Genomic DNA, 20,957 nt, shown 5'->3' on the forward strand with positions numbered 1-20,957 from the left:
TTTATTTTATAGTTTCCGTTTATTCCAATGTGGCATCTGAGAAAAATATACCATTAATGAATGTTTCAATTGTCTGTCAATAGCAAATATGTTTTCTCTAAGATCCTGTATTAGCAGTAGATTAGGCTTTGTGGCTGAGTTTGCTATACTTAATTTACTTCTCAGTCTTTTCAATTCACTAATGCTACGGTGATTTTCTAGGTTTAATAACCATTTTTCAGGATAACAATATAATCGCGGCTTTCGTAAAAAACCAAACCTTACCAATGTTCTCCAATCCTTTCCTTTCCAACGCTCATATAGTAGCTTGTCAGCATTTGTCGTAAAATCTTCATAAGGAATACCCGCGATGTCTGCATTGAGTATATAAATAGGTATCCCGCCCCAGGCGTTACAGACATGGATTTTTTCAACAGTATCTTCTTTAATATCCCGCATTTTCTAATTTTTTACAAAAACTTTGAAAGAGATTCGCCAGAGACTGACGCATGTACCCACATTGTGATAAGCCTTCTTTTGAAATCCTATAGGGTTAATAGAAAGTCCTCAATGCAGGGGGTGGCTTTGCTAACAACTACTCCTTCTTTTAGGAAGTCATATAAATAGGCATTAAATTTCTCCACGCCGCATTTAAGGACTATCCGAATTGTATTCTCTTTCCATAAGTAACAGGTTGAAATACCAGGAAAACCTTTTACAATCCTAAATAATTCTGGGATGTTTTCCGACGATTCGATAGTGAATATACGATTGTCAGGGAGAGTGGTAAGTATTTCCGGTAATGTACCCACTATTTGCATTTTCCCTTTATTCAGCACAGCCAATCGGCTGAATCTTTCCACTTCTTCAAAATCACTACCAGCATAGATTATAGTTGTTCCAGATGCCTGTAGTTCCGATAGGTTGTTCCACAAGTCATCTCTTGATATTATATCTAGTCCGGTAGTAGCTTCATCCAACAGCAATATAGGCGGGTTGTGAAGCGTTGAAAGATACAAAGCCAGTTTTTGCTTGGTGCCTCCCGACAACTCTTGTGCAGGGAGGGAAGCAAATTCTTTTAGTTGTTTATATAGTTCACTATTCCTGTTTGGCAATGTTTGTTTGTCAACTTTCCGAAGGTCCGCAACCAGGTAAATATTTTCTATAACCGTCAACTCGTTGTATATCGCAGGTTTTTCTGGCAAATAGCCAATAAGCGGACGCAGTTGTTGAAATTGATTTTTGAGTGAGTATCCGAGAATTACTGCGTCGCCAGTGTCCGGTTTATCTAAAGTCGAAAGTATTCTGCAAAGTGTTGTTTTCCCAGATCCGTCTGCCCCAACAATTCCAAATATTTCTGATCTATTTATCTGGAAATTTAAATCACTCAGCGCGAATGAACGCCGATGTCTTTTGCCCAAATTGACTATATCAATAACGTTTGACATCCTGGTTATTTTTGTGTTATTGCGAATGCTTCACCATACATCCCCGACTTAATTTTCAGTTCGGGATTTAGTACTAAAATCCTTGCTGAGTAAACCAAATTTGTTCTTTCGTCAGGAGACTGGAGGCCCTTTGGTTGAAACTCCGCACGGGTATTGATGCTAATGATCTGTCCACGGTGTGATATTTGGCCGCCAATGCCATCATCGATTTTTATAGCGACTTGTTGGCCTATATGACAGTTTGTGTATTCCCTATAGGGAAAATAGACCCTAAGATACATCTTGCTGTTGTCTGCGATGGTGTAGATTGGAGATCCAGTTTTGATATGCTCGAAAGCTCTACTAAAGCGTTTGGTTACTGTCCCTTTTATTGGATTGATTATTTGACATTTTTTAATTTGATAGTTCAATTGCTCAATTTTTGCTATCAGCATTCCACTATCGGACGTTATAGCAAGGTTTTCTGACTGGTTTTTTATCGATTCTGATTTTAGTTTAGTTTGCAATACATTTACCTCCTCTTTTGATTGGTCGATTTGTTTTTCAACGAGTGAATTTTCGGCGACAATATCGTCCAGGGATTTCGATGGAATTGCATCAGCATTTACCAAAGCAGTATATCTCTTCTTTTCAAACTGAATAGAATTGTGCCTGGATTCGAGGACATCAGTATACTTTTTTTTGGCTAGTATTTCTGCTGAAATGTTACTGATCTGTGGTTTGATGTTTATTTTTTTAGTTTGTAAAGAGTGCAGCTCTGACACAAGTTGCTCTTTTAGGTAGTAGAGGTCTGTTGTGTCTATTTGTCCTAAAACGGAATTTGCATCAATGTTATCGCCTTCTTCCACCTTTAATTTTACAATCTCACCGGTTCCGCCTGCTGATATTGTAGTTTCTTCAGATTCAAAGATACCAGTGCCCATAGGATTAGAATTCTTTCTGTCTCCGCAAGAGAACAACAGCGTGGAAAGCAAATAAGGTAGTATTGATCGTGTAGATTTTTTTTTGTTATTCATAAATCAGTTGTGGGTTCAGAATTTGCTGCTAATTGTTTGTTGTTCAATTTTTCAGTGTGTGAAATAATATATCTCTTAGTTCAAGTTCAGTGTGTGGCAGAAACAATAGAAAGTCTGTACCGGCTTGTTTTAAGGATGTAATCGTATCTTCCATAGTACTTGAGCCATAACAAACCACTTTGCATTCTTTAAATGCATGGATTGATTTAAAACGCTGTACGATTGGGATTGTATTTTTGAAATTTGGACCAAAGGGAAGGAAGACCATGTCGGGTTTTTCCATAAGGGTTGAAAGGACCGCTGGATCAGAATAATCTAATGCTACGACCTTCGCTTGAGGGCTTATGCTAGCTATTTCGTCCGTAACATAGTCGGTGTATACCTTACTACTCTCTAATAGTAGAACTTTTATCGGCCTATCTGATTCAAATTGGTTGACTAGTTCCTGATTTGATTCTATTGACACAAGCGGAATATTAAGTTTGTACGTCGTGCTGCTTCCAATTTCTGAAGTAGTAACTAGGTCGATATTCAGTACTTTACATAAGTGGATAGCATTCGCGACCAAAATATTTTTGGAGCTAAATGCCGCCGATATTGATTCGTTCATATTTCTGAAATCAGCAGTTTCATCGTTTATAATATCAACGGGTCTGCCAATGTCATTCACTGTTAGTTCAAATTGCCACACGGCAGTCTCGACCCTTGAATAAAGTCTGATTTGAGAACCCGCGCTTGCGGACAGAAGGGAGGTTAAAATCAAGTTATTAACGATTCGCCCAAACTTCGCTTCGTTAGTCCTTACATAGGACCCTTGACTAGTGCTTTCATACACTAAAGAACAATTATTCTTCGTAGCAAAACATTGTGCCTGACGTATTATGGTTTCTATAAATTTATCTGGATCTACATAGTGGACCTGGTGCTTATCGTGTTTTAAGATTTGACAGACTTTCTGTTCCTGAAAGTTGGAGACTAGTGTATTTACATAATAGCTGAATCCTTTTGCTAGTAATAAGGCATTCCTAACGTGGTCGTCATCTTCCTGTATGCCGCATTGGTAAAGAAGCAGCGAAAGGTCAAACATCCTCCCGGTAATATCCTCAAAAAGCACATCGGCAAATATTGATTTGGATTTTGATCGTTCGCGCTCTAAATGCAGCTCTCTTTTTAACTCTTCAATTTCCAGTAAGCGATTTACGTCATTCATTACCCGCTGCTTCCTCCGTTCTAAGTTTTTATGGGCAATTGAATATAGTTCCTTGGCAATTGGCATACGCTTCCAAAAAGCAGTCCTGTTTCCCTTTTTATCGTTTAGAAGAACTTTTTTTATTGACTTTAAATAAGCCTGCAGTAATCCGAGTTGCGAACTGATAAGTGTGCTATCCATCTGCCGGGGATTCCTATTGTTTAGTTCCCGTTCCAGGTTCTTAAAAAAGATAATGTATTCGATAATGGTTTCTGTTTGGGATACCAAGTCAGCCTCCGAAAGAGTATTAAGATGTTTGTAAAAACTGTTTTGCATTTATCTGGGTCACAGCTTTAAATACAGGCGGATACAATGAGTAAAAGTTCGAGGAAAGTGCTTTGGTGTTAAGGGATACAATATATCATTGGGTAATTGGGTATCCTTTGCTACAGCATATTAGCACTTTTTTTTTGTTTTCCAAAAAAAAAATTCCCGCCTTCCTTTCAATTTAGGTGTTAATACGTTCCGAAATGATGGATGCATGCATCCGTATTGTAGTATATGTCCGTGCATGCATTAGTCGCTTCGAGTTTATGGTAGGATTTTTTTTGAGGACCTGGTAATCTCTGGATTGATGTATGCACTCAAAATCTATATCATAAATGCGTGCATGCATGTATGTATATGTGTTGAAGATTTTGTTGAATACGGTCCTGGTTTACTATAGATAATAATAGCAGTCGGCAGTATACATCTGTATGTTTGGTGTACATGTCCTTATTTAAGATGCTTCACTTTTGATTCATAAAAAATAGTTTTCTATGGAAACAAGTTCGGTATTTAATCCTCCTACAATGGAGCAGGTAAGATATTATTTTTTCAAGTTAAACTTGGATATCCAACATGCGGATGCCTTTTACTGGTATCACTCTATCTCGAAATGGAAGTTGAGTTCAGGTCGTGAAATGCGCAATTGGAAAGTTGCAGCGGTTAATTGGATATTGTCTTTCCGTAAAGCAATTCCATTTAATGGAACCCGATGTGTTTGAGGGAATAGGTCTGAGTTATTTTTTTTAGCAACTTAAATATCTTAGATATGGCAAGAGATAGAGCCTTTAGTAAGGCTGAGATTCGTATGTTCTCTATTGTGAACGGTACAGTAGGTAGAGGTGATTATTTTAAGGCGTATTTACTGCAAGGGAGCTTTGAGCAAGTCGATCATAATCTCTTCAAGAAAGGTAACAAAGAATTGATACAATTGAATAATAACAACGGCATTTGGCAGTACGAGAATAAGATGCTTCCTGAAGATAGAGGTTCGTTTACTCAGTTTGTAGCGAATCGAATGGATTTGAGGAAAGAGATATCTACCAAATTTGACCCGGTGCTTTATACGCTTGCCGCAATTCTTGTCTGGAAGTTTCATCGAGACTACCAGGGAGAAAAGAAAAGAATTTATTCCAAGGTAAAGAAGAAACTCAAACGGATAAATGAAAAGAGTGAGCAAAATCAAGGAAAAAAACGTTAGCCATTCTGTTTCTTATCGCAGTTTTTCTGCACTACTATTTATTATACTCGGTAATATATGGAAGTGCTGTAGAAAGAAAGGTGTTGAAGATGATAGGCCAATTGAAAAGGTTATTGTGGATGTCCAGTCGCCCATGTTGGATAATGAATCAGTTTGTACTGAGGTAGGAGCTACAGAGTTTGCAAAAGACTATAAGTGTCGGAAAGTCGCTGCAAGAGTTAATCGGTTTACGGGGTGTGATGTTTTGATTGAGCTTGCTGTATTGGTTCGCGAAACAAAGCTAAACTTGAGAGAACAGGGGGTTTGCGTGACTTACGCCGAGCTGTATGCTGCTGTATTTGAAATCGTAAAAGAGAAACGGAAATCGGGAGGGCTTTGTAAATCATTTTCATTTTTCTTGATTTAGTGATTCTTTTTTTGTTGAGTTGCCGACCTTATTTGCATTACAATTGAATTAGTTTCAGTTGAAGCTGTCGGCTGTAACACGCCTCCAGCAAGATGTACAATTGTTACACAATTGCTCTTGTCCTTGCTTGCTCCAGGGTCGCAGCAGAAGTTTAATATTGCTCGTAACTCGCAATATTGTTTTAGTGATTTGTTAGGCTAGTCGTAAATGTTTATAGTATGGGAACCGAAAAAAATAAAACTAAGTGGTGCAATGTTAGGCTGTCAATGCCGGAACATCAATCCTTGATGGCTAGAATGGCAGGTACAACCTGCAACAGTTTAAGTGAGTATGTGCGTAGGGTTCTATTTGGAGGAGTAGTAACTACCAAGGTTCGCGACCAAAGTATGGATGCATTTATGGAGGAACTAATTGCGTTGCGACTTGAATTAACAGCTCTTGGCAATAATTTTAACCAAGTAGTACGGAAGTTAAACGCCATTCCCCCGTCAGCAGAGTATCTTCATTGGTTGGTAATATCTGAGAAGCATCAGCGGGAATTGTTAGGGAAGATTGAACACATCCAAAAAAGAATCAGTGATTTTTCTAGCTTATGGTTGCAAGAATAATGATTGGGGAGAATATAAGTGGGGCCATAGTATATAATGAGAGGAAGGTTGCAGAATCACAGGCATACGGATTGCTGGCGCAAAGTTACCCGGAAGATTTTTGCAATTTAAATTTCTCACAAAAGTTGAATAGGCTTCAACGGTTAGCTGATCTTCGACCGAGAACAAAAAAGAATTGTATTCACATTGCACTTAGTTTTCATAAAGATGACGTATTGGATGACGATTTACTTCGACGGATCGCAATTGAATACATGGTTGGAATTGGATTTGGGGAGCAGCCGTTTTTGCTCTACCGGCACACCGATACGTATAACCCACATGTTCATATTGTTACCACCTGCATAGATATGCATGGAGATAGAATTTACCTTCATGATATTGCCAAATTGAAATCCGAGCCTACAAGGGAAAGGATAGAAAAAGATTTTGGCCTAGTTCGGGCAAGGGGCAGAAATGCGGAATTGAGTTATGAGTTAGATGTATCTAATGGCAGAGTTCCTACAAAAGCTGATATATCGAAGAAGGTAAGAGACATTGTAGAGAATTACTCCTTTTCTTCTTTTTCAGAGTTTTCTGCTGCATTGAGATTGAAGAATATTGTCGCTGATAGAGGTAAAGAGGGGGATTTGTTATTCAAGCGAAGAGGGATTTATTATAAAGCTGTTGATGGAATGGGGAAGGAACTTGGAAAGCCTATCAAAGCAAGTAGCATATATAATAAACCAACACTTTCCAGAATTGAGGAGCTTTTTGCTAAAGGTGAGAAAATTAAAGAGAAGTTTAGGAATCGAACGGCGAATATTATCCGGGAGGTGTTGAAGTCTGGCCTAGATATGAACGGATTCATAAATGAATTACGTAAGAGAAAGATTGATACAGTTATTGCCAGGAGTTTAGATGGAAAACCACACGGTGTGACCTTTGTTTCTCACGATGTGGCGTGTATATATAAAGGAAGTGACCTTGGTAGAGATCTTTCGATTGGCAGTATAACCAAACATCTACTGAGTAAGCAGCATTCGTCTGAAGCGACATATAATAAGCGTTTTATTAATGACCTTTTTGAAACAACTGATTTTTCAAAGGGATTCAAGACGGTTTATAAGGATTGGATTCGTGATGGATTTTTGGTGCATTCGTATAAAGATGAATCAGACAGCATCTTCTATAAGTTAGGACACGGCTCAACTCAGGTGGGTAACTTTCAGAATGTTGGGTCTAAGATGTCAGAATATTTTCGTGCTAATCAGCTAACACCCGAAAAGACGACCTATGTTCAAGAACAGCTTAAGGAACAGTTTGGAGAGTACTTGTTCTTCGGCGGTGTCCAGATTACGGATGCTGTTTTGAATGGAATTGGTGCGATAGTTACAAATGCGATGGCAATTGAAGATGAATTTACTGGTACTTCAATTTCATCCGAGCTGCTAAAAGAAGCTAGAAAAAAATCCAGAAAGAAAAGGAAGTAGAACCTTTCAAAATTGTGTGGTATGAGTAGTGGTGAGAATGAACAGACACTTAGGTCTGTTATTGACTTCGTTCGCAAGTCAAGTATTATAGTTCTTTGTTTACATTATTATTTCTTTTTTTATTTAGCATTTGAACACTGGCATCTGACCTGGCCAATTGTTAAACGGGTGATGTTGAGTCTTGCGGAGACAGGAATTTTTAAAAGTGTGCTTGTCTCAAAGTCAATTTCTTTATTATTGTTGGTAGTTTCTCTTTTTGGTACTCCTGGAAAGAAAGATGAGAAACTGAAGCTACCTGTAATCGCGATATGTTTGATAGTTGGGGCTTCCCTGTACTTCGGAAGTAGCATGGTAATGGAAGTCAATCTGTCCAGCACCATCATTACTATTTGGTATATTCTTATCACAAGTGTCGGGTATCTTTTTATACTATCCGGGGGAGCTAAACTCAGCCGATTAATTAAAGTAAAGCTAGGGGAAGATATTTTTAATGAAGAGAATGAGACATTCCCTCAGCAGGAGAGATTGGTTGAGAATAAATATAGTATAAACCTTCCTGGACTTTATAATTTAAAGGGGAAAATGCGGAAGATGTGGATTAATATAATTAATCCTTTTCGCGCTACGTTGGTTATTGGGTCGGGAGGAAGCGGAAAAAGTTACTTCATCATCAGGCACGTAATCAAACAACACATATCTAAAGGTTTTTGTGTTTTCTTGTATGACTTTAAATTTGATGATCTTACCAAAATAGCATACAACGCGCTCCTTGATAATAAACACGCATATCCCGTAGTTCCGGAGTTTTTCTACATTAATTTCGATGATTTAAATAGGACCTACCGTTGTAATCCATTGGACCCCGCCACCATGATTGACATCACGGATGCCGCAGAGGCAAGTAGGACAATCTTGTTAGGCTTAAATAAAGACTGGATCAAGAAAAGTGGCGATTTCTTCGTGGAAAGCCCAATAAACTTTGTCACGGCTGTAATCTGGTTTCTGAAAAAGTACCGCAACGGTATTTATTGCACCTTGCCGCACGTTGTTGAATTGATGCAGGCTGATTACACCGAATTGTTCCCAGTTTTGAGTACTGAACCCGAGATTGAGGTTCTCATTAACCCTTTCATAACGGCGTTTTTGAATCGGGCGATGGAGCAGCTGGAGGGGCAGGTAGCATCAGCAAAAATTGCTCTTGCAAGATTGTCTTCTCCTACTTTATACTATGTGTTATCTGGCAACGAATTTAGTTTAGATCTCAATAATCCTTCGAGTCCCAAGATTATATCAATAGGAAATAATCCTCTCAAAATACAAATATACGGCGCTGTTATCTCGCTTTACACATCGCGTTTAATTAAGTTGGTGAATAGGAAGGGCATGTTGCCAAGTTCCCTAATCTTTGACGAGTACCCCACCATTTATCAACCACTTGATGTGCTGATAAGTACCAGTAGATCCAATCTTTGTGCCGTTACGGTTGCAGTCCAATCTGGGGAACAGTTAAAACAGAATTATGGAAGAGAGCAGGCTGATGTTCTGATTAGTTTGCCAGGAAATTTAATTTGCGGTCAGACTTTCGGAGATACAGCAAAACAGGTATCTGAGCGGATCGGGAAGATAGTTCAAACGCGGGAAAGTGTTTCAATTAACAGAAATGATACCAGTGTTTCTAAAAGCACGCAGTTAGACTATGCCGTTCCTGCTTCACGAATTGCAACACTTACATCTGGCGAAGTTTGCGGCCTAGTTGCTGATAATCCACAGGAGGTGATTGAAAAGAAGAGATTCCATTGCTTTATCCAGAATGATCATAAGGCAATAGCAGAGGAGGAAAAAAATTACAAACCACTTCCGGTGGTTCGCAACATAACCCCATTGGAAGTTCAGAATAATTATGTAACCATTAAAAATGATATGATTGACCTCATTGAAACAGAGATAGAACGTATTAAGAACGATCCAGAGCTTGCCCACTTATTATTTATTGGTCCCGATAAAAAATAATTTGGAAATCTATTTTTTTATATGGTAGTATTTTGTATTATAGTGATTCGACCAATACGAATTACGAATGCGGTGGAATTTCCATGTAGATTGTCTACTTTCATCAGATCGAGTTACATGATAAGTTCCACTGTCACCACTATTATTTCTATATGCAAATACCTATTGATTGCCAATTAAGCTATCCGTTCAACGACGAGTTAAATAGGCATGCCGTTGAATGTGAAACAATGACACAACAATGGATAGAGACTATTTACGCCTTCCTTCCTCCCAACGTGCGGGAGAAGTATTCAAAAACAAAGACAGGATTATTGACCGCGAGGTTTTTCCCACGTGCATCGCTAGAGCGGCTTACACCGATGGTGCGATCCAGCTTATGGGGACTAGCTTGGGATGACTACAATGAATATAGTAATGAGGCTCTGTTGTTGAACCTGAAGCAGAAAGTGGTTGATGTTTTAAGTGGGGTTCCACTATTGAAATATGACGAACTTTTTTCCGAATTGAGGTTGATGTATTTTGAACTGTCGTCCATTATGCCTGAATATTGGATGAAAAGGTTTTGCCGGAGTATGGCTGGGTACTTGGATGGGATGATCGAAGAATCCAGGTATAAGAAGAGAATGGAATTTCCAAGTTTGGATGATTACATACGAATCCGTACCAGGAGCGTTGACGTGTACCCGCTGATAGACTTTGTTGAGGTGGTTACCGAGCAACCACTTCCTGACTTTGTTAGGCATTCACCGGAAATGGAAGTCATTGCTTACTATATCTGTCGTATAATTGCCTGGGCCAATGATTTTTTTTCCGCACCAAAGGAACGCGGCAGAGATGTTATGAATATGGTCCTTGTTTTAATGCACCATAATGGGGTGTCCTGGGAAGATGCCTATAAAGAACTTTTGAATATCCATGCCGCAGATGTAAAGAAGTATCAACAGCTTAAAGAGGATCTTCCGAGTTTTGGGGACAACAATAGGGCGGTAAAGAACTTTTTGGTCAATTGTGACTTGTTGATTGCTGGGCATAAAATCTGGTATGAAATAGATACATTGCGATACAAGTCCGGAGGCTCTCCAGAGCCAGGCGTCTTTCAATAAGGACTCACTCGTTTTTGTTGCCAATGGAGGATACTTTTCTGTTTTTCAGGTAATGCTTATTCAGTAACCTAAGATTTTTTGCTAAAGTGATTTCCGTACCTTAAATCGGTAACCGATACCTTTTAGGTTTTCTATTTCTATACATGGGTCACTTTTCAAATGACTATTAATTCTTGAGATGAATACGGACATACTTCTTCCAGTGAAATAGTCATCATTTCCCCACACTGCCAGTTGTATCTGTTGCAGGGTTAATAGTTTATTGGAGTTTTCGCAAAAATATTTTAGAAGAAGGGTTTCTTTTGGGGTTAAGCGGGTTGTTAAACCAAGGTTATTATTGAGCAATTGGAACTGTTCATAGTAGAAGGTGTGCTGGCCAATATGGAAGACACTGGGTAAGGGAATGTTGGCAGGGGTTAAAGCCGTTCGTCGGATAAAGACATTGATTCGTAGGATGAGTTCCCGCATGCTGAAAGGTTTGATTATATAATCATCAGCGCCCTGTCGTAGACCATTTATCCTATCCTCTTTCTGATTTAAGGAGGTAAGAAGCAATATTGGAATATGAGGATTAACTCCCCGAATTAGATAGGTTAATGTTAATCCATCCATGACCGGCATGATGATATCTATCAAGCAAATGTCAAACCTGCTGGATTGAAAAAGTGTCCAGGCTTTCCCCCCGTCCTTACAGTATTCCACATTAAACCCCGCCTCCTCTAATTTTCTTTTTGTGGCTGTACCAGTCTTTTCGGCATCATCAACAAGGAGGATATTGGTTGGTGTCATTCTTGGGATTGTTGTAGTTACTAATATATGATTTCTCGTTCTTTCTTGCAAGCTTTCAGAATCGCAGGTTTTGTTTCCGGTCCTACTGGCTTTATAAAGTATCCATCTGCCCCGGCCTCCATAAAATCATCAATCGCTTCCTTAACTGCATTTGATGTCGTAATGATGACTGCTGAGTCTTTTAGATGCTGCCTCTTTTTAATCTCATGTAACAGCTCTATCCCAGGAGTATCTGGTAAATTCCCATCCAATATAAAGATATCATAGGTTTTGTTTCTGAATAAGTTGATCGCTTCTTCACCGCTTGCAACACGCACAACTTCAGTACAACCTAAGTCTTTTAAGATCCTCGAAATAATATGGGCGGCCATCTCCTCATCTTCCACCACAAGAGCTGTATGGTCCGAAAGGTTTTCTTCTGGGTGGTACGTCACCACATTTGGTTTTGCTGTTGGTGCGGAACAAGGAATCTTTAAGGTAAATGTTGCGCCCCCTTGTGCGTTATTTGTTGCCTTCAAATCCCCGCCGAGCTGAACTGCCAGTTTCTTTGATATATATAGTCCTATACCGGTTCCTCTTTTTTTATCACCGGTAAAGTATAGATTAAATATTTCATCAATAGGCTCATGGGCAATTCCAATACCACAGTCAGTCACTTGAAGTTTAATTTCACTCTGAGTTGCTTCCAGTTGAACAACTACACTTTTGTTCCGCGGGGAAAACTTTATCGCATTACTAACCAGATTAATCATTATTTTGGTCAGCGCAACTTCATCGGCTTCTATCCAATCAGGCGTACCATCACATATCACATCAATAATATTTACTCTCTTTCTATCTGCCATGACCTTTAAAAGTTCGGTATTGTTGTTGAACCAGTTTGATAAATTAATGGGGCTTTTCGTTGATGACAGGAGATTGCCGGTCTCTATCCGGGTTAATTCGATGACATTTCCTGCAACTCCAAGACATAGTTTTATAAAAGCATGAAGTTTCGCTATCCCGCCCTGCTGGTTTTCATCTGTCAATTGAGTCTGCAGATTTTCAGCTACCTGCAGTGAGGCTATTAGTGGAGCGCGAACATCATGAGATAGCGATTGAATAAACTCAGTTTTGTATTTGTTGGCTTCAGCAAGTTGTAAAGTTCTTTGCGCAACCTGTTTTTCTAAATTTTCGGAATAAGAATCTGTTCTGCTGACCATTTTCCAAACTACCAATATTATAAGGCCGATAACAACCAGCAAACCAAGATAGTGAAACAACTTCCGTACAGTATGGTCCAGTTCTACTGGACGTATAAAGTCAAACTCCTGATTCAGTTCCAGGGCTATAAAAGCTAGTACCGTAAAGAATATGCTTCCCCGTCTAATTTTGCGGTCCTTGAACAGAAGAAAAGGTACCATAACAAGAAAAACGACAAGAAGCTCAGTCTCTAATACAAAACCGAACAGGATACCATAATATAAAACTGCAATACAATGTGTAGCAGTAAATATTATCCCGCCGAGAACCCTTCTTCGGTGTTTTGTTAGCTGATAGCAGGTGGTGAATAGTATACCCTCCAGCAATGCTGGCCACAATATTTTCTGATCTAGGCAAATAAAGTAGAAGCAAACACCAGTGATTGTCGCAAGAAACGCGCTAGATAGATACACGGTATTTGCAGTAATCACCCTGCTTTTTTCCGGTTCAGCGAGGTGATACGAACCCACATGGGTGAATGGTTCCAATTTTGAGGTGATCTTTTGGATAATCATAGACACAACTAGTTCTTTAAGTTAAAAATTAACTCATGTACTACCGTTGTTCATCAATCTATTAAATTCGATGGGACTATTAGGGACACTTCCAGTTTAACAGTGTAGATCTCGTTGTTTGTTTTCTTATTCTTCCTATGATACCTAAATCCAGAAATCTATTGAATGTAATAATTAATTCGGTAATATAAGAAAATTATAAATGTCAGCAAAAAAATACTCGATAACTAGAATATTTTGTATTAATGGTCTATATTTAATTTAAATATCATATTATGCTCTCCCTTAATCCAACTGCTGACTATCTATCCGAACAACTACATAATCCCATCCACTACGATGCTCACTTCACTTTAAATACCGGTCAAGCTGGTGCTTGGCAGATTTATAAGTACCAGGATGTAAAGCAGATTTTGGAAGATAATAATGTTTTTCATTCTAACTACATTTTGCCAAACGAAAACATTATCCTTAGTTATGGTGTGAATTTGATGAACAATCCTGAACATGCTAGGGTGCGGGCTGTCTTGGATAAAGCGTTTTTGGAAGTAATGAAGATTAATCTACGTCAGCAAATTACATCGCAGGTGGATGATCTCATTCGTCAGGTTGAGTCCGGGAAGACATATGATGTTGTTGATGTGTTATCGGACCGGCTACCGGTTTATGTAATCTCAGGGTTGCTGGGTATTCCGGCGCCGGATTACCGTCAAGTAAGCCTCTGGGCAAAGGCTCTGGTTTCTGACCCAAGTTTAATCGGTGGGCCTATGGGATTTTTTAAGGTACAGGCTGAGATGACGCTTTTTTTTGAGGACTTAATCAGGAGTAAAACAGAGTTTCCAGGGAACGATATTATTTCGGCCCTTATTTCCGAAGAAGTAGATGGTTTTAAATTGTCTAGCAGGGAACTAATAGCAAATTGCATCAATCTACTTATCGCCGGTTCTGAAACAACGTCGGCCCTATTATCTATTATTGTATATTATTTGGCTGAAAACCCTATTGCATACGCTGAGTTGAGGGAAACACCGAGTATGGTTCCTTCTTTTATCGCAGAGTTACTTCGATATAGGACCCCAGTACAAAGTATGTACAGGGTTTGCGGCATTGACACAGTGGTTTCAGGAAAGGCGATCAAAAAAGGTGATATGATCGTTGCTTGGATCGGAAGCGCCAATAACGATCCGTCAGTTTTCCCATCACCGGAAAAATTTGATATTCACCGGCAAAATTTGAAAGAGGTTCTATCATTTGGCGGAAATGGAATCCACCACTGTTTTGGAGCGCCGTTGGCCAAACTGGAAGCGTCTCTGTTTCTAAATGCAATTTTGAATAGATTTAAAGAGATTAAACTTCAGGTTGATAAACCGTCATTAAACCCAACCACAGTTGTTTACAGTTTAAGTAGTTTACCTATTACTTTTTATAAGTAATTGAAGATCATGAAAAGATTGTCAAATTAATCTCCAAAATTTTCAGAGATATTGAATGTATTGGAAAAATACCTTTTGATTTTACATGTTATATATTCATGTAATGTATTATCCTCTAATATTATATGAATTTTTTGGTGCGATAAAATTTCGTTGGAATAATCCTAGTATAAATCCGACATGTATGCTATTCAAGTAGAATTGCAAGATTTTTGCTATTGTGGTTCCACCTACTGGTCATTTTGTTTACGTTTTTCTTTTTTAAGTAAATTAATATAGTATTTACCTGTTCCTTTATTGATCCCAGTTGACCATTGTTTCATCAAAAAAATTATGACATGACCATCAATGTAGCCTTGAATGCGTATGCCTATCCTTTTGAGTATAATTCCGAATTACCAGATGAAATTATTCACAATCTCGTTCCAGCGGTCGAACGATTTTTTGGTAAAAGCACAAACGGATATGTTCTACATCAATGTATCGAAGAGACATCAGATTATTCAGTCTGGTATAACGAATGGCAAATTGAAACTGCAGACCAAATTAAAGTAGCCAGTAGGGATGGAATGATCGTGTTGCATTTCCAACTCCGTAATCGTCTTTGCATTGATATTCCCGGTGCCAGAAGTTATGATATTCTACAGGAGCAGATTTGCTTATTATTCCAACCGGTTTTGAATCAAGTTTTCACGATAAGGCCCCATGAGAAGTACGTGTTTCTGGATATTGTTATGTCTCAAAAATTCATACAGCTATTCTGTCCCTATTTCAATGTGATTGACCGGTTTGTTTCGGGGATTACAGCTGAAAGTTCTTCAATTGTGCAAAACGCAACGAAGACTAATTCCCAGATTAAGTATATGCTTGATAGGATATTCAATTGTTCATATACTGGAGATCTGAGAACACATTATATAAATGCTCGTCTCTTTGATTTGGTAATAGCTGTATTTGAAGCTACACCAGGGGTCAGTTTACCACAGAAGGAGTTTAGAATTTCAAGGGCCGAGAAAGAAAGGATACACGAAGTTCAACAGCTTTTACTTAAAAATCCTGGAAAGATATTCAGCATCGCAGAGCTATCTCGGTGGGCATACATGAATCAGTTTAAGCTAAGAAAGGGATTTCAACAGGAGGTTGGTATGTCTATTTTCGATTTTCAACAGCAACTACGGATGAATACGGCCAAAGAAAGTATTACATCAGGAAACGGATCATTAGATGATATCGCCACAAACTCAGGTTACCAGCATGTTTCCTCTTTCCTGAAGGCATTCAAAGGATATTTCGGAGTAACGCCTCGAAACCTTCGCAGAAGATAAGGAGATACAACAAGAAAATACAAAATGAATAATTTTTATTTCAGTAATGCTAATTGTTAGTTATAGTATCTCATTATTTTTGCTGAAATAGTATATATCATGCTTCAGAACAGTAATAGCTACGCTCTGGAATGGTTTGATATTTTTATTACGAGGACACTCCCCTCAACGCCAACAGGAACCATTACAGCAGATTTCTCACGTAACATAATTGAAGAGTCCTTACATGAAAAAGAGAAAGCAAGAATTGCTTTCTTTAATCAGGTGTTTCAAGCAGTTAATGAAGAGGCTCTTAGGCTTACAGTTAATCGATTTCAGATGGCCATTGTTAGATTACTTGATCAGTTGCATCATCATCCACCTGGACATAAGTTAGAGACCAAGGTTATAAGTTCAATGCAAAGAGATTTGAAGGACCTGCTGGAAATAATAGAGAGAAGCTTCAATAAATATTTTGATCTCGACCAAAAAGTTCCTGAATCATATATTGCCATCTGCAAATCCGATGTGAAGAAGAAGCTGAACGGATTGATGAATTTTTTTGTTGAGCGGGAACAAGATATGGATTTGGTAGCAATAGTTGAAACCTTTATTAAGAATTTCATTTCTGAGAACCAACGTAGTCATGTAAACTACAGGGAGTTTCTGTATATGAAAAACGCATGGGAAGAATTGAATAACTCAACTTTGTATTGTGAGGATAATTTGCAATTCCCATTGCTTATTGATGTTCTAATAAGGATAAATTTTAATGGACACATGTTTGTTGATTACTTCGTAAATAGGTATTCACTTGAGAGAATATTGGCTGCAGAATCAAATGAAGAAAGAATCCGAGTAATTAATTCTATCCGAAAGTCCATAAGACAGAGAGAAAAGATCCCCAATTTGAAGTATCGAGCGGATTTGCCTGATGTCATTATCCAGATAGATGAATTGCTATCAGACGAAGTTACGACCGTAGAAGTGAAAGATGGAGGTGATATTAAGGTGCAAACTAGCCTGCCTGTACCTTTGTTGGGGGCAATTACCAGGTTGATGAAAGATAAAGGCATTATAGTAAATGACAATGTTACAAAGTTGTTGGAGTTTATATCGCTAAATTTCACAACAACGAAAACCGCGAATATTAGCTATACTCATTTACATAGCAGTTACTACAGTATAGATCGAAGGATAAAGGAGCGGCTGTATGATATACTGATGGATCTGGCAAAGAAGTGCAGAAGTTATTAGTATTTATCATGAAGTATCCAAATGTCCGAAAATGGTGCTTCTCAAAACAATATGTACCTTTGTCTCCAAATAAAGCCTTTCGGGGTATGTATACATTGCATTTTGCAAGGTTAAAATTGGTGATTCACAAATAGTTAAATGAACAAAATTTGCACGTATTATTTTAAACGGTCTTTGCTTTGTACTTTAAGAGTCGATGGCTTTGATATAGCATAAATCTATTTGTGTATTTTGGGATGGTCGAGTGATAGTTTGGAAGATCTGATCTGTTATGCACAAAAGTTGAATATGGATGGTATAAAGTTTACAGATAGGCGCGGACGTATTGTGGAGGTATCTAAACCTCATGGTGCCGGCGGAAACAGCTACTACGTTACTGTGAACAGATTCCATTACGGTCAGATCGTAAGGGTATTAGGTGGTGAATGGGTTGCCTATCCGAATAGTGATGATTTACCACCTGCTTATTGGAATGCCCTGGTTGACTGGGTAAGTGATCGTGAGAATAAAAAAGATGAAGAAGGTGGGTAATGCCCGCCTTCTTCATCTTTCATTTAGCATTAATAATATTTCAGATGCAAATATTCTTTTACCAAAAACTAATGGTGTTCAACAGTGCGTGGCCCAACCGCACGAAAACGGCCATTAAACATTTATCTTAAACACTGCCTTTATTTAAAGGCAGCGTCATTCTCCTGAATTAAATTTTCAATAGTTTGGAACTTCACTTTTAATAACTTGAGCGCGGCACTTCTGAATTCTTTGTCCTCTATCTCATGAGGAATTAATGGATCGGTGGCTACACCGGTAAGGTACTCAATTAGCTGGTCTGGCTCTGTTTCTTCGATTAGTTTGACAAGGAAAATGATGGTCTGCAAAAGTATTATAGGAACGCCAATTTCAACGGTGTCGTGAAACATTAAAAATTCGTAATATTTATTCCTATGTTTCAAAAGAACAGACAAGCGACTACCTTGCTCAGGAAGTTCAAAATCTTCATCATTTTCCTCGTCATCCTCATAATCTTCTTCATCCACCTCGAACTCACCAATGGTGTAATATTCAATGAATATACTATTAGCTACCATCTTGCTAGTGAACGAGTATTTACGCACAACATTGCTATTGTCAATAAAGTCAACAGTTTTGATATTATTTAGCGCCAGTATCTTCTCCAAGTTTAAAAATTTAATATTGAAGATAGAGAATATTTTGATTTCATGGCGATATTTCTATATTCTTACTCCGGAAGCATGACAGTAACTATCCTGACTGCATGGAAAACTCTAATCTTTTACACACTAACCGATGGAATGGATAAAACGATAGAACCAAAGGTGACAGCCGGAAACGGTCCAGGATCAAAATCCAATGCCTTCTCATCAAAATGTAGCGCGGCTAAAGCAAGGGTTCCTCGACAAGCTGAAAATTTTAAAGACAATATGTAGCTGTTATGAATCTTTGCTGACAGATAGAGTTTTGCCATGGATCTTAACTCTGAATACTCGTTATATGTCGAAACAATTTCAGCGCATCCAGATTCTATTCCGGAAATAAATATTGGCGTGTTGGGGTGAACAGTATAGGTACGGAGAACATTCAATGCTCCTATTTTTATAAATGCGGAGCATTGTGGACCACTCGCTAACAAACAACAAGTATTGCACCATAATTCGGGTGAACTAGCCAAATGCTTAGCGGCTGAGGTGCTTTGCGAATATATCTTTTCTTCATGCTCGTTGCATACAACAACGTACCTGTACCCAATTGGCTTGTACTTTTCTTTGATCTCCTGGCTTGCTTGACTGCATATATACGCTGTTGTTGAAGCATGCAGCGTTTTGTGATGGTGAATACATCCTGGGATTCCCATGAAGGCATACTTTGTCATACGAAATTTTTAGGATTAGGAAATTTCTTGCAAAGATGATCTGCCTGGGATATTGAAGTGTTTATTCAATGTTAAACGTTTTAAAAATACATCCTCAACTATTGTATTTTTTTAAAATTAATATTAATTGACGTTCAGTGTGTTATTTACCCTACTGGTAGGGGTGGTAGGGGGAATCGATCTCACAATTTCATTCCTTTGTTCTATTGTAGCTACAAGCAGGTAACAGCTTCGCCTGCCAACTTTCAGTGAAGCTATTTTTTAACAAAAAACCAAGAAATCATGAAGACAACTAGAGTTTCTATTCTTGCGGCTATTGCTGTAGTTATTGCAGTTACAGTAGCGTTCGCAAAGCATCATGCAGCGCCGAAAATGGCACCACTCGCTGGAGAAGTATGGTTCCAATACCATCCTGCTTCCAGTGGTCCAAGTGATGAAAACAACTATACGGAAATTAGTTCTACCAGTTGCACCGCAGGAAACACATTGTGCGCTATTAAAGTTAAGAAAGACCCTTCAACAGGATTGCCGGATGCTACCGACCTGGCGAATGTTCAGTCACTTATTGCTGCTGGACAACCTGTCGCTAATCGGGTTGTATTTAAAAATCAGTAACTACATGAATACTGACGAATAGCCCGTTCACCCGTTCCTGTATTGGAACGGGTTTTCTTAGTTGCTTTCTGCATCTCAAGAAAGAAGTTTGTTTTTTACTTGATGCACGAAGATGCTTCGTTTTTAGAATAGAAAATGTTATGCAATTGTGAATGTGGTTCAATACATTGAAAGATCCATTATCTTGTGTGAGTATACCGTAACTGTGGAGAACCAGTAATTGTTTTAAAAGTAATAACCCAAATAGTACTTTTTTCCTACTATTACGTTTTGTATGTGAGAGTGCATGCTAACCTGCTATCAACCGTTATATATATATGGATCAACTGACCTTGCGTAGTACACTGTTAGAATTATTTAAAGAGCCTTACACTGCCGAAAAATTTGTTGAGTGGCTAAAGTATTATGAATCCATTCCTGATTCCGCGTCGTCTTGTATGCGGAAGGCAACGGTTGAGAAGATAGTAAATTGTGACAATATGCACACCCTGGTACACTATCTACATTATATCCTATTGGATGAAGGGATAACAATAACCGATGAAATGCACATTAAAAAGTTTGCTGACTTGTTGGCCAGAATCAATTCCGCATCTGAAAGATTCCTTCGTGCTTATTTAAAACAGGTGAATGATGTGTATAATCTGAGAAATAGAGCATTAGATAGCCAAATTCATTTGCAGAAGCTACTGGAAAAAATCATAAATTCATAATCTAAAGTTTAAGATGCAGAAATCCTACATTATTACTTATGTCCTACTTATGCACTACGCTGTCCCTAACGGTGGTGAAGTTCCACAAAGAAAAGTAGAAGAGAAGTTTTCCGAGTTATCAGTTGCGTTACCAAGATATCGGCATTTGACTGATAGTAGCGTAGTATTTAGATTACCTGGCAATGCTGTTTTTAAGCAGAAACGTTTATCCGATAGTATAAGCGTTTGCGAGGTGTCTATCGATTCAATGGAAGCAAGGTATTGATTAGAAATTGTAGTAGGTAGTATATTTTCAGAAATCGGATGATAAAAAAGCGTAGTCCCATAGTTTATAGCGACGAACGTGGTGTCGCTCATCGCGGTATTTTTAATTTTTACCACACTGGGTGGGCTGTTCAAAGTTTCTCTAAAGAGGAACAAGCAATTCAATCCTTAA

General features: G+C 38.4%; 20 protein-coding genes. 12 read left to right on the plus strand and 8 right to left on the minus strand.

Annotated elements, in window-relative coordinates:
• Nucleotides 1–6: 6 nt before the first annotated feature.
• From HGH92_RS26425 to HGH92_RS26440, 4 genes are all read right to left on the minus strand, one after another.
• Nucleotides 7–438, minus strand: coding sequence for a hypothetical protein (locus tag HGH92_RS26425; protein WP_168873813.1), 432 nt, complete (start codon nt 436–438; stop codon nt 7–9).
• Nucleotides 439–524: 86 nt separating this feature from the next.
• Complete coding sequence (locus HGH92_RS26430; protein ID WP_168873814.1) at nt 525–1,427, minus strand: ABC transporter ATP-binding protein; 903 nt, start codon at nt 1,425–1,427, stop codon at nt 525–527.
• Nucleotides 1,428–1,432: 5 nt separating this feature from the next.
• A complete protein-coding gene (locus HGH92_RS26435; RefSeq protein WP_168873815.1) occupies nt 1,433–2,443 on the minus strand; it encodes an HlyD family secretion protein in 1,011 nt (336 codons plus the stop codon).
• A gap of 43 nt (nt 2,444–2,486) precedes the next feature.
• Entirely contained in the window at nt 2,487–3,833 is a 1,347-nt protein-coding gene (locus HGH92_RS26440; RefSeq protein ID WP_168873816.1) for a hypothetical protein, read from the minus strand.
• A gap of 895 nt (nt 3,834–4,728) precedes the next feature.
• On the opposite strand from HGH92_RS26440, the gene HGH92_RS26445 reads away from it, so the two are divergent.
• The 6 genes from HGH92_RS26445 (at nt 4,729) to HGH92_RS26470 (ending at nt 10,762) form a co-directional block, all read left to right on the plus strand.
• Nucleotides 4,729–5,160, plus strand: a complete 432-nt coding sequence (locus tag HGH92_RS26445; RefSeq protein WP_168873817.1) for a hypothetical protein — start codon at nt 4,729–4,731, stop codon at nt 5,158–5,160.
• Complete coding sequence (locus HGH92_RS26450; RefSeq protein ID WP_168873818.1) at nt 5,123–5,566, plus strand: hypothetical protein; 444 nt, start codon at nt 5,123–5,125, stop codon at nt 5,564–5,566. Before HGH92_RS26445 ends, HGH92_RS26450 begins: the two co-directional genes overlap by 38 nt.
• A 218-nt stretch (nt 5,567–5,784) precedes the next feature.
• Complete coding sequence (locus HGH92_RS26455; RefSeq protein WP_168873819.1) at nt 5,785–6,174, plus strand: plasmid mobilization protein; 390 nt, start codon at nt 5,785–5,787, stop codon at nt 6,172–6,174.
• Entirely contained in the window at nt 6,159–7,646 is a 1,488-nt protein-coding gene (locus tag HGH92_RS26460) for a relaxase/mobilization nuclease domain-containing protein (RefSeq protein ID WP_168873820.1), read from the plus strand. The genes HGH92_RS26455 and HGH92_RS26460 overlap by 16 nt, the downstream gene beginning before the upstream one ends.
• Nucleotides 7,647–7,667: 21 nt before the next feature.
• Entirely contained in the window at nt 7,668–9,656 is a 1,989-nt protein-coding gene (gene mobC / locus HGH92_RS26465; RefSeq protein WP_168873821.1) for a conjugal transfer protein MobC, read from the plus strand.
• A gap of 152 nt (nt 9,657–9,808) precedes the next feature.
• Nucleotides 9,809–10,762 carry a terpene synthase family protein gene (locus tag HGH92_RS26470; protein WP_168873822.1) on the plus strand — a complete coding sequence of 318 codons (954 nt, stop codon included), beginning with the start codon at nt 9,809–9,811 and terminating at the stop codon, nt 10,760–10,762.
• An 81-nt stretch (nt 10,763–10,843) separates the two neighbouring features.
• Here HGH92_RS26470 and HGH92_RS26475 read toward each other — a convergent pair whose 3' ends face one another.
• Nucleotides 10,844–11,551, minus strand: a complete 708-nt coding sequence (locus tag HGH92_RS26475; protein ID WP_168873823.1) for a response regulator transcription factor — start codon at nt 11,549–11,551, stop codon at nt 10,844–10,846.
• A gap of 20 nt (nt 11,552–11,571) precedes the next feature.
• Complete coding sequence (locus tag HGH92_RS26480) at nt 11,572–13,308, minus strand: hybrid sensor histidine kinase/response regulator (protein WP_247655081.1); 1,737 nt, start codon at nt 13,306–13,308, stop codon at nt 11,572–11,574.
• A 275-nt stretch (nt 13,309–13,583) separates the two neighbouring features.
• On the opposite strand from HGH92_RS26480, the gene HGH92_RS26485 reads away from it, so the two are divergent.
• The 4 genes from HGH92_RS26485 (at nt 13,584) to HGH92_RS26500 (ending at nt 17,833) form a co-directional block, all read left to right on the plus strand.
• Complete coding sequence (locus tag HGH92_RS26485; protein ID WP_168873825.1) at nt 13,584–14,741, plus strand: cytochrome P450; 1,158 nt, start codon at nt 13,584–13,586, stop codon at nt 14,739–14,741.
• A gap of 338 nt (nt 14,742–15,079) precedes the next feature.
• Entirely contained in the window at nt 15,080–16,066 is a 987-nt protein-coding gene (locus tag HGH92_RS26490; RefSeq protein WP_168873826.1) for a helix-turn-helix domain-containing protein, read from the plus strand.
• A 99-nt stretch (nt 16,067–16,165) separates the two neighbouring features.
• On the plus strand, nt 16,166–17,302 hold the full coding sequence (locus tag HGH92_RS26495) for a hypothetical protein (RefSeq protein WP_168873827.1): 1,137 nt from the start codon (nt 16,166–16,168) through the stop codon (nt 17,300–17,302).
• Between the two features lie 288 nt (nt 17,303–17,590).
• Nucleotides 17,591–17,833 (plus strand): hypothetical protein, encoded by a 243-nt coding sequence (locus tag HGH92_RS26500; RefSeq protein ID WP_168873828.1) that lies wholly within the window; start codon nt 17,591–17,593, stop codon nt 17,831–17,833.
• 140 nt (nt 17,834–17,973) lie between these two features.
• Here the strand turns inward: HGH92_RS26500 and HGH92_RS26505 are convergent, their stop codons facing one another.
• Complete coding sequence (locus tag HGH92_RS26505) at nt 17,974–18,480, minus strand: hypothetical protein (protein ID WP_168873829.1); 507 nt, start codon at nt 18,478–18,480, stop codon at nt 17,974–17,976.
• Between the two features lie 116 nt (nt 18,481–18,596).
• Nucleotides 18,597–19,193 (minus strand): hypothetical protein, encoded by a 597-nt coding sequence (locus HGH92_RS26510; RefSeq protein ID WP_168873830.1) that lies wholly within the window; start codon nt 19,191–19,193, stop codon nt 18,597–18,599.
• 282 nt (nt 19,194–19,475) lie between these two features.
• Between HGH92_RS26510 and HGH92_RS26515 the strand changes: the two genes are divergently transcribed.
• Both HGH92_RS26515 and HGH92_RS26520 read left to right on the plus strand, forming a co-directional pair.
• A complete protein-coding gene (locus HGH92_RS26515; RefSeq protein WP_168873831.1) occupies nt 19,476–19,808 on the plus strand; it encodes a DUF6520 family protein in 333 nt (110 codons plus the stop codon).
• Nucleotides 19,809–20,125: 317 nt separating this feature from the next.
• Nucleotides 20,126–20,521, plus strand: coding sequence for a hypothetical protein (locus HGH92_RS26520; RefSeq protein ID WP_168873832.1), 396 nt, complete (start codon nt 20,126–20,128; stop codon nt 20,519–20,521).
• The last annotated feature ends 436 nt before the right edge of the window (nt 20,522–20,957 follow it).

Origin of the sequence: Chitinophaga varians, assembly GCF_012641275.1 — a bacterium.
Classification (GTDB): Bacteria; Bacteroidota; Bacteroidia; order Chitinophagales; family Chitinophagaceae; genus Chitinophaga; species Chitinophaga varians_A.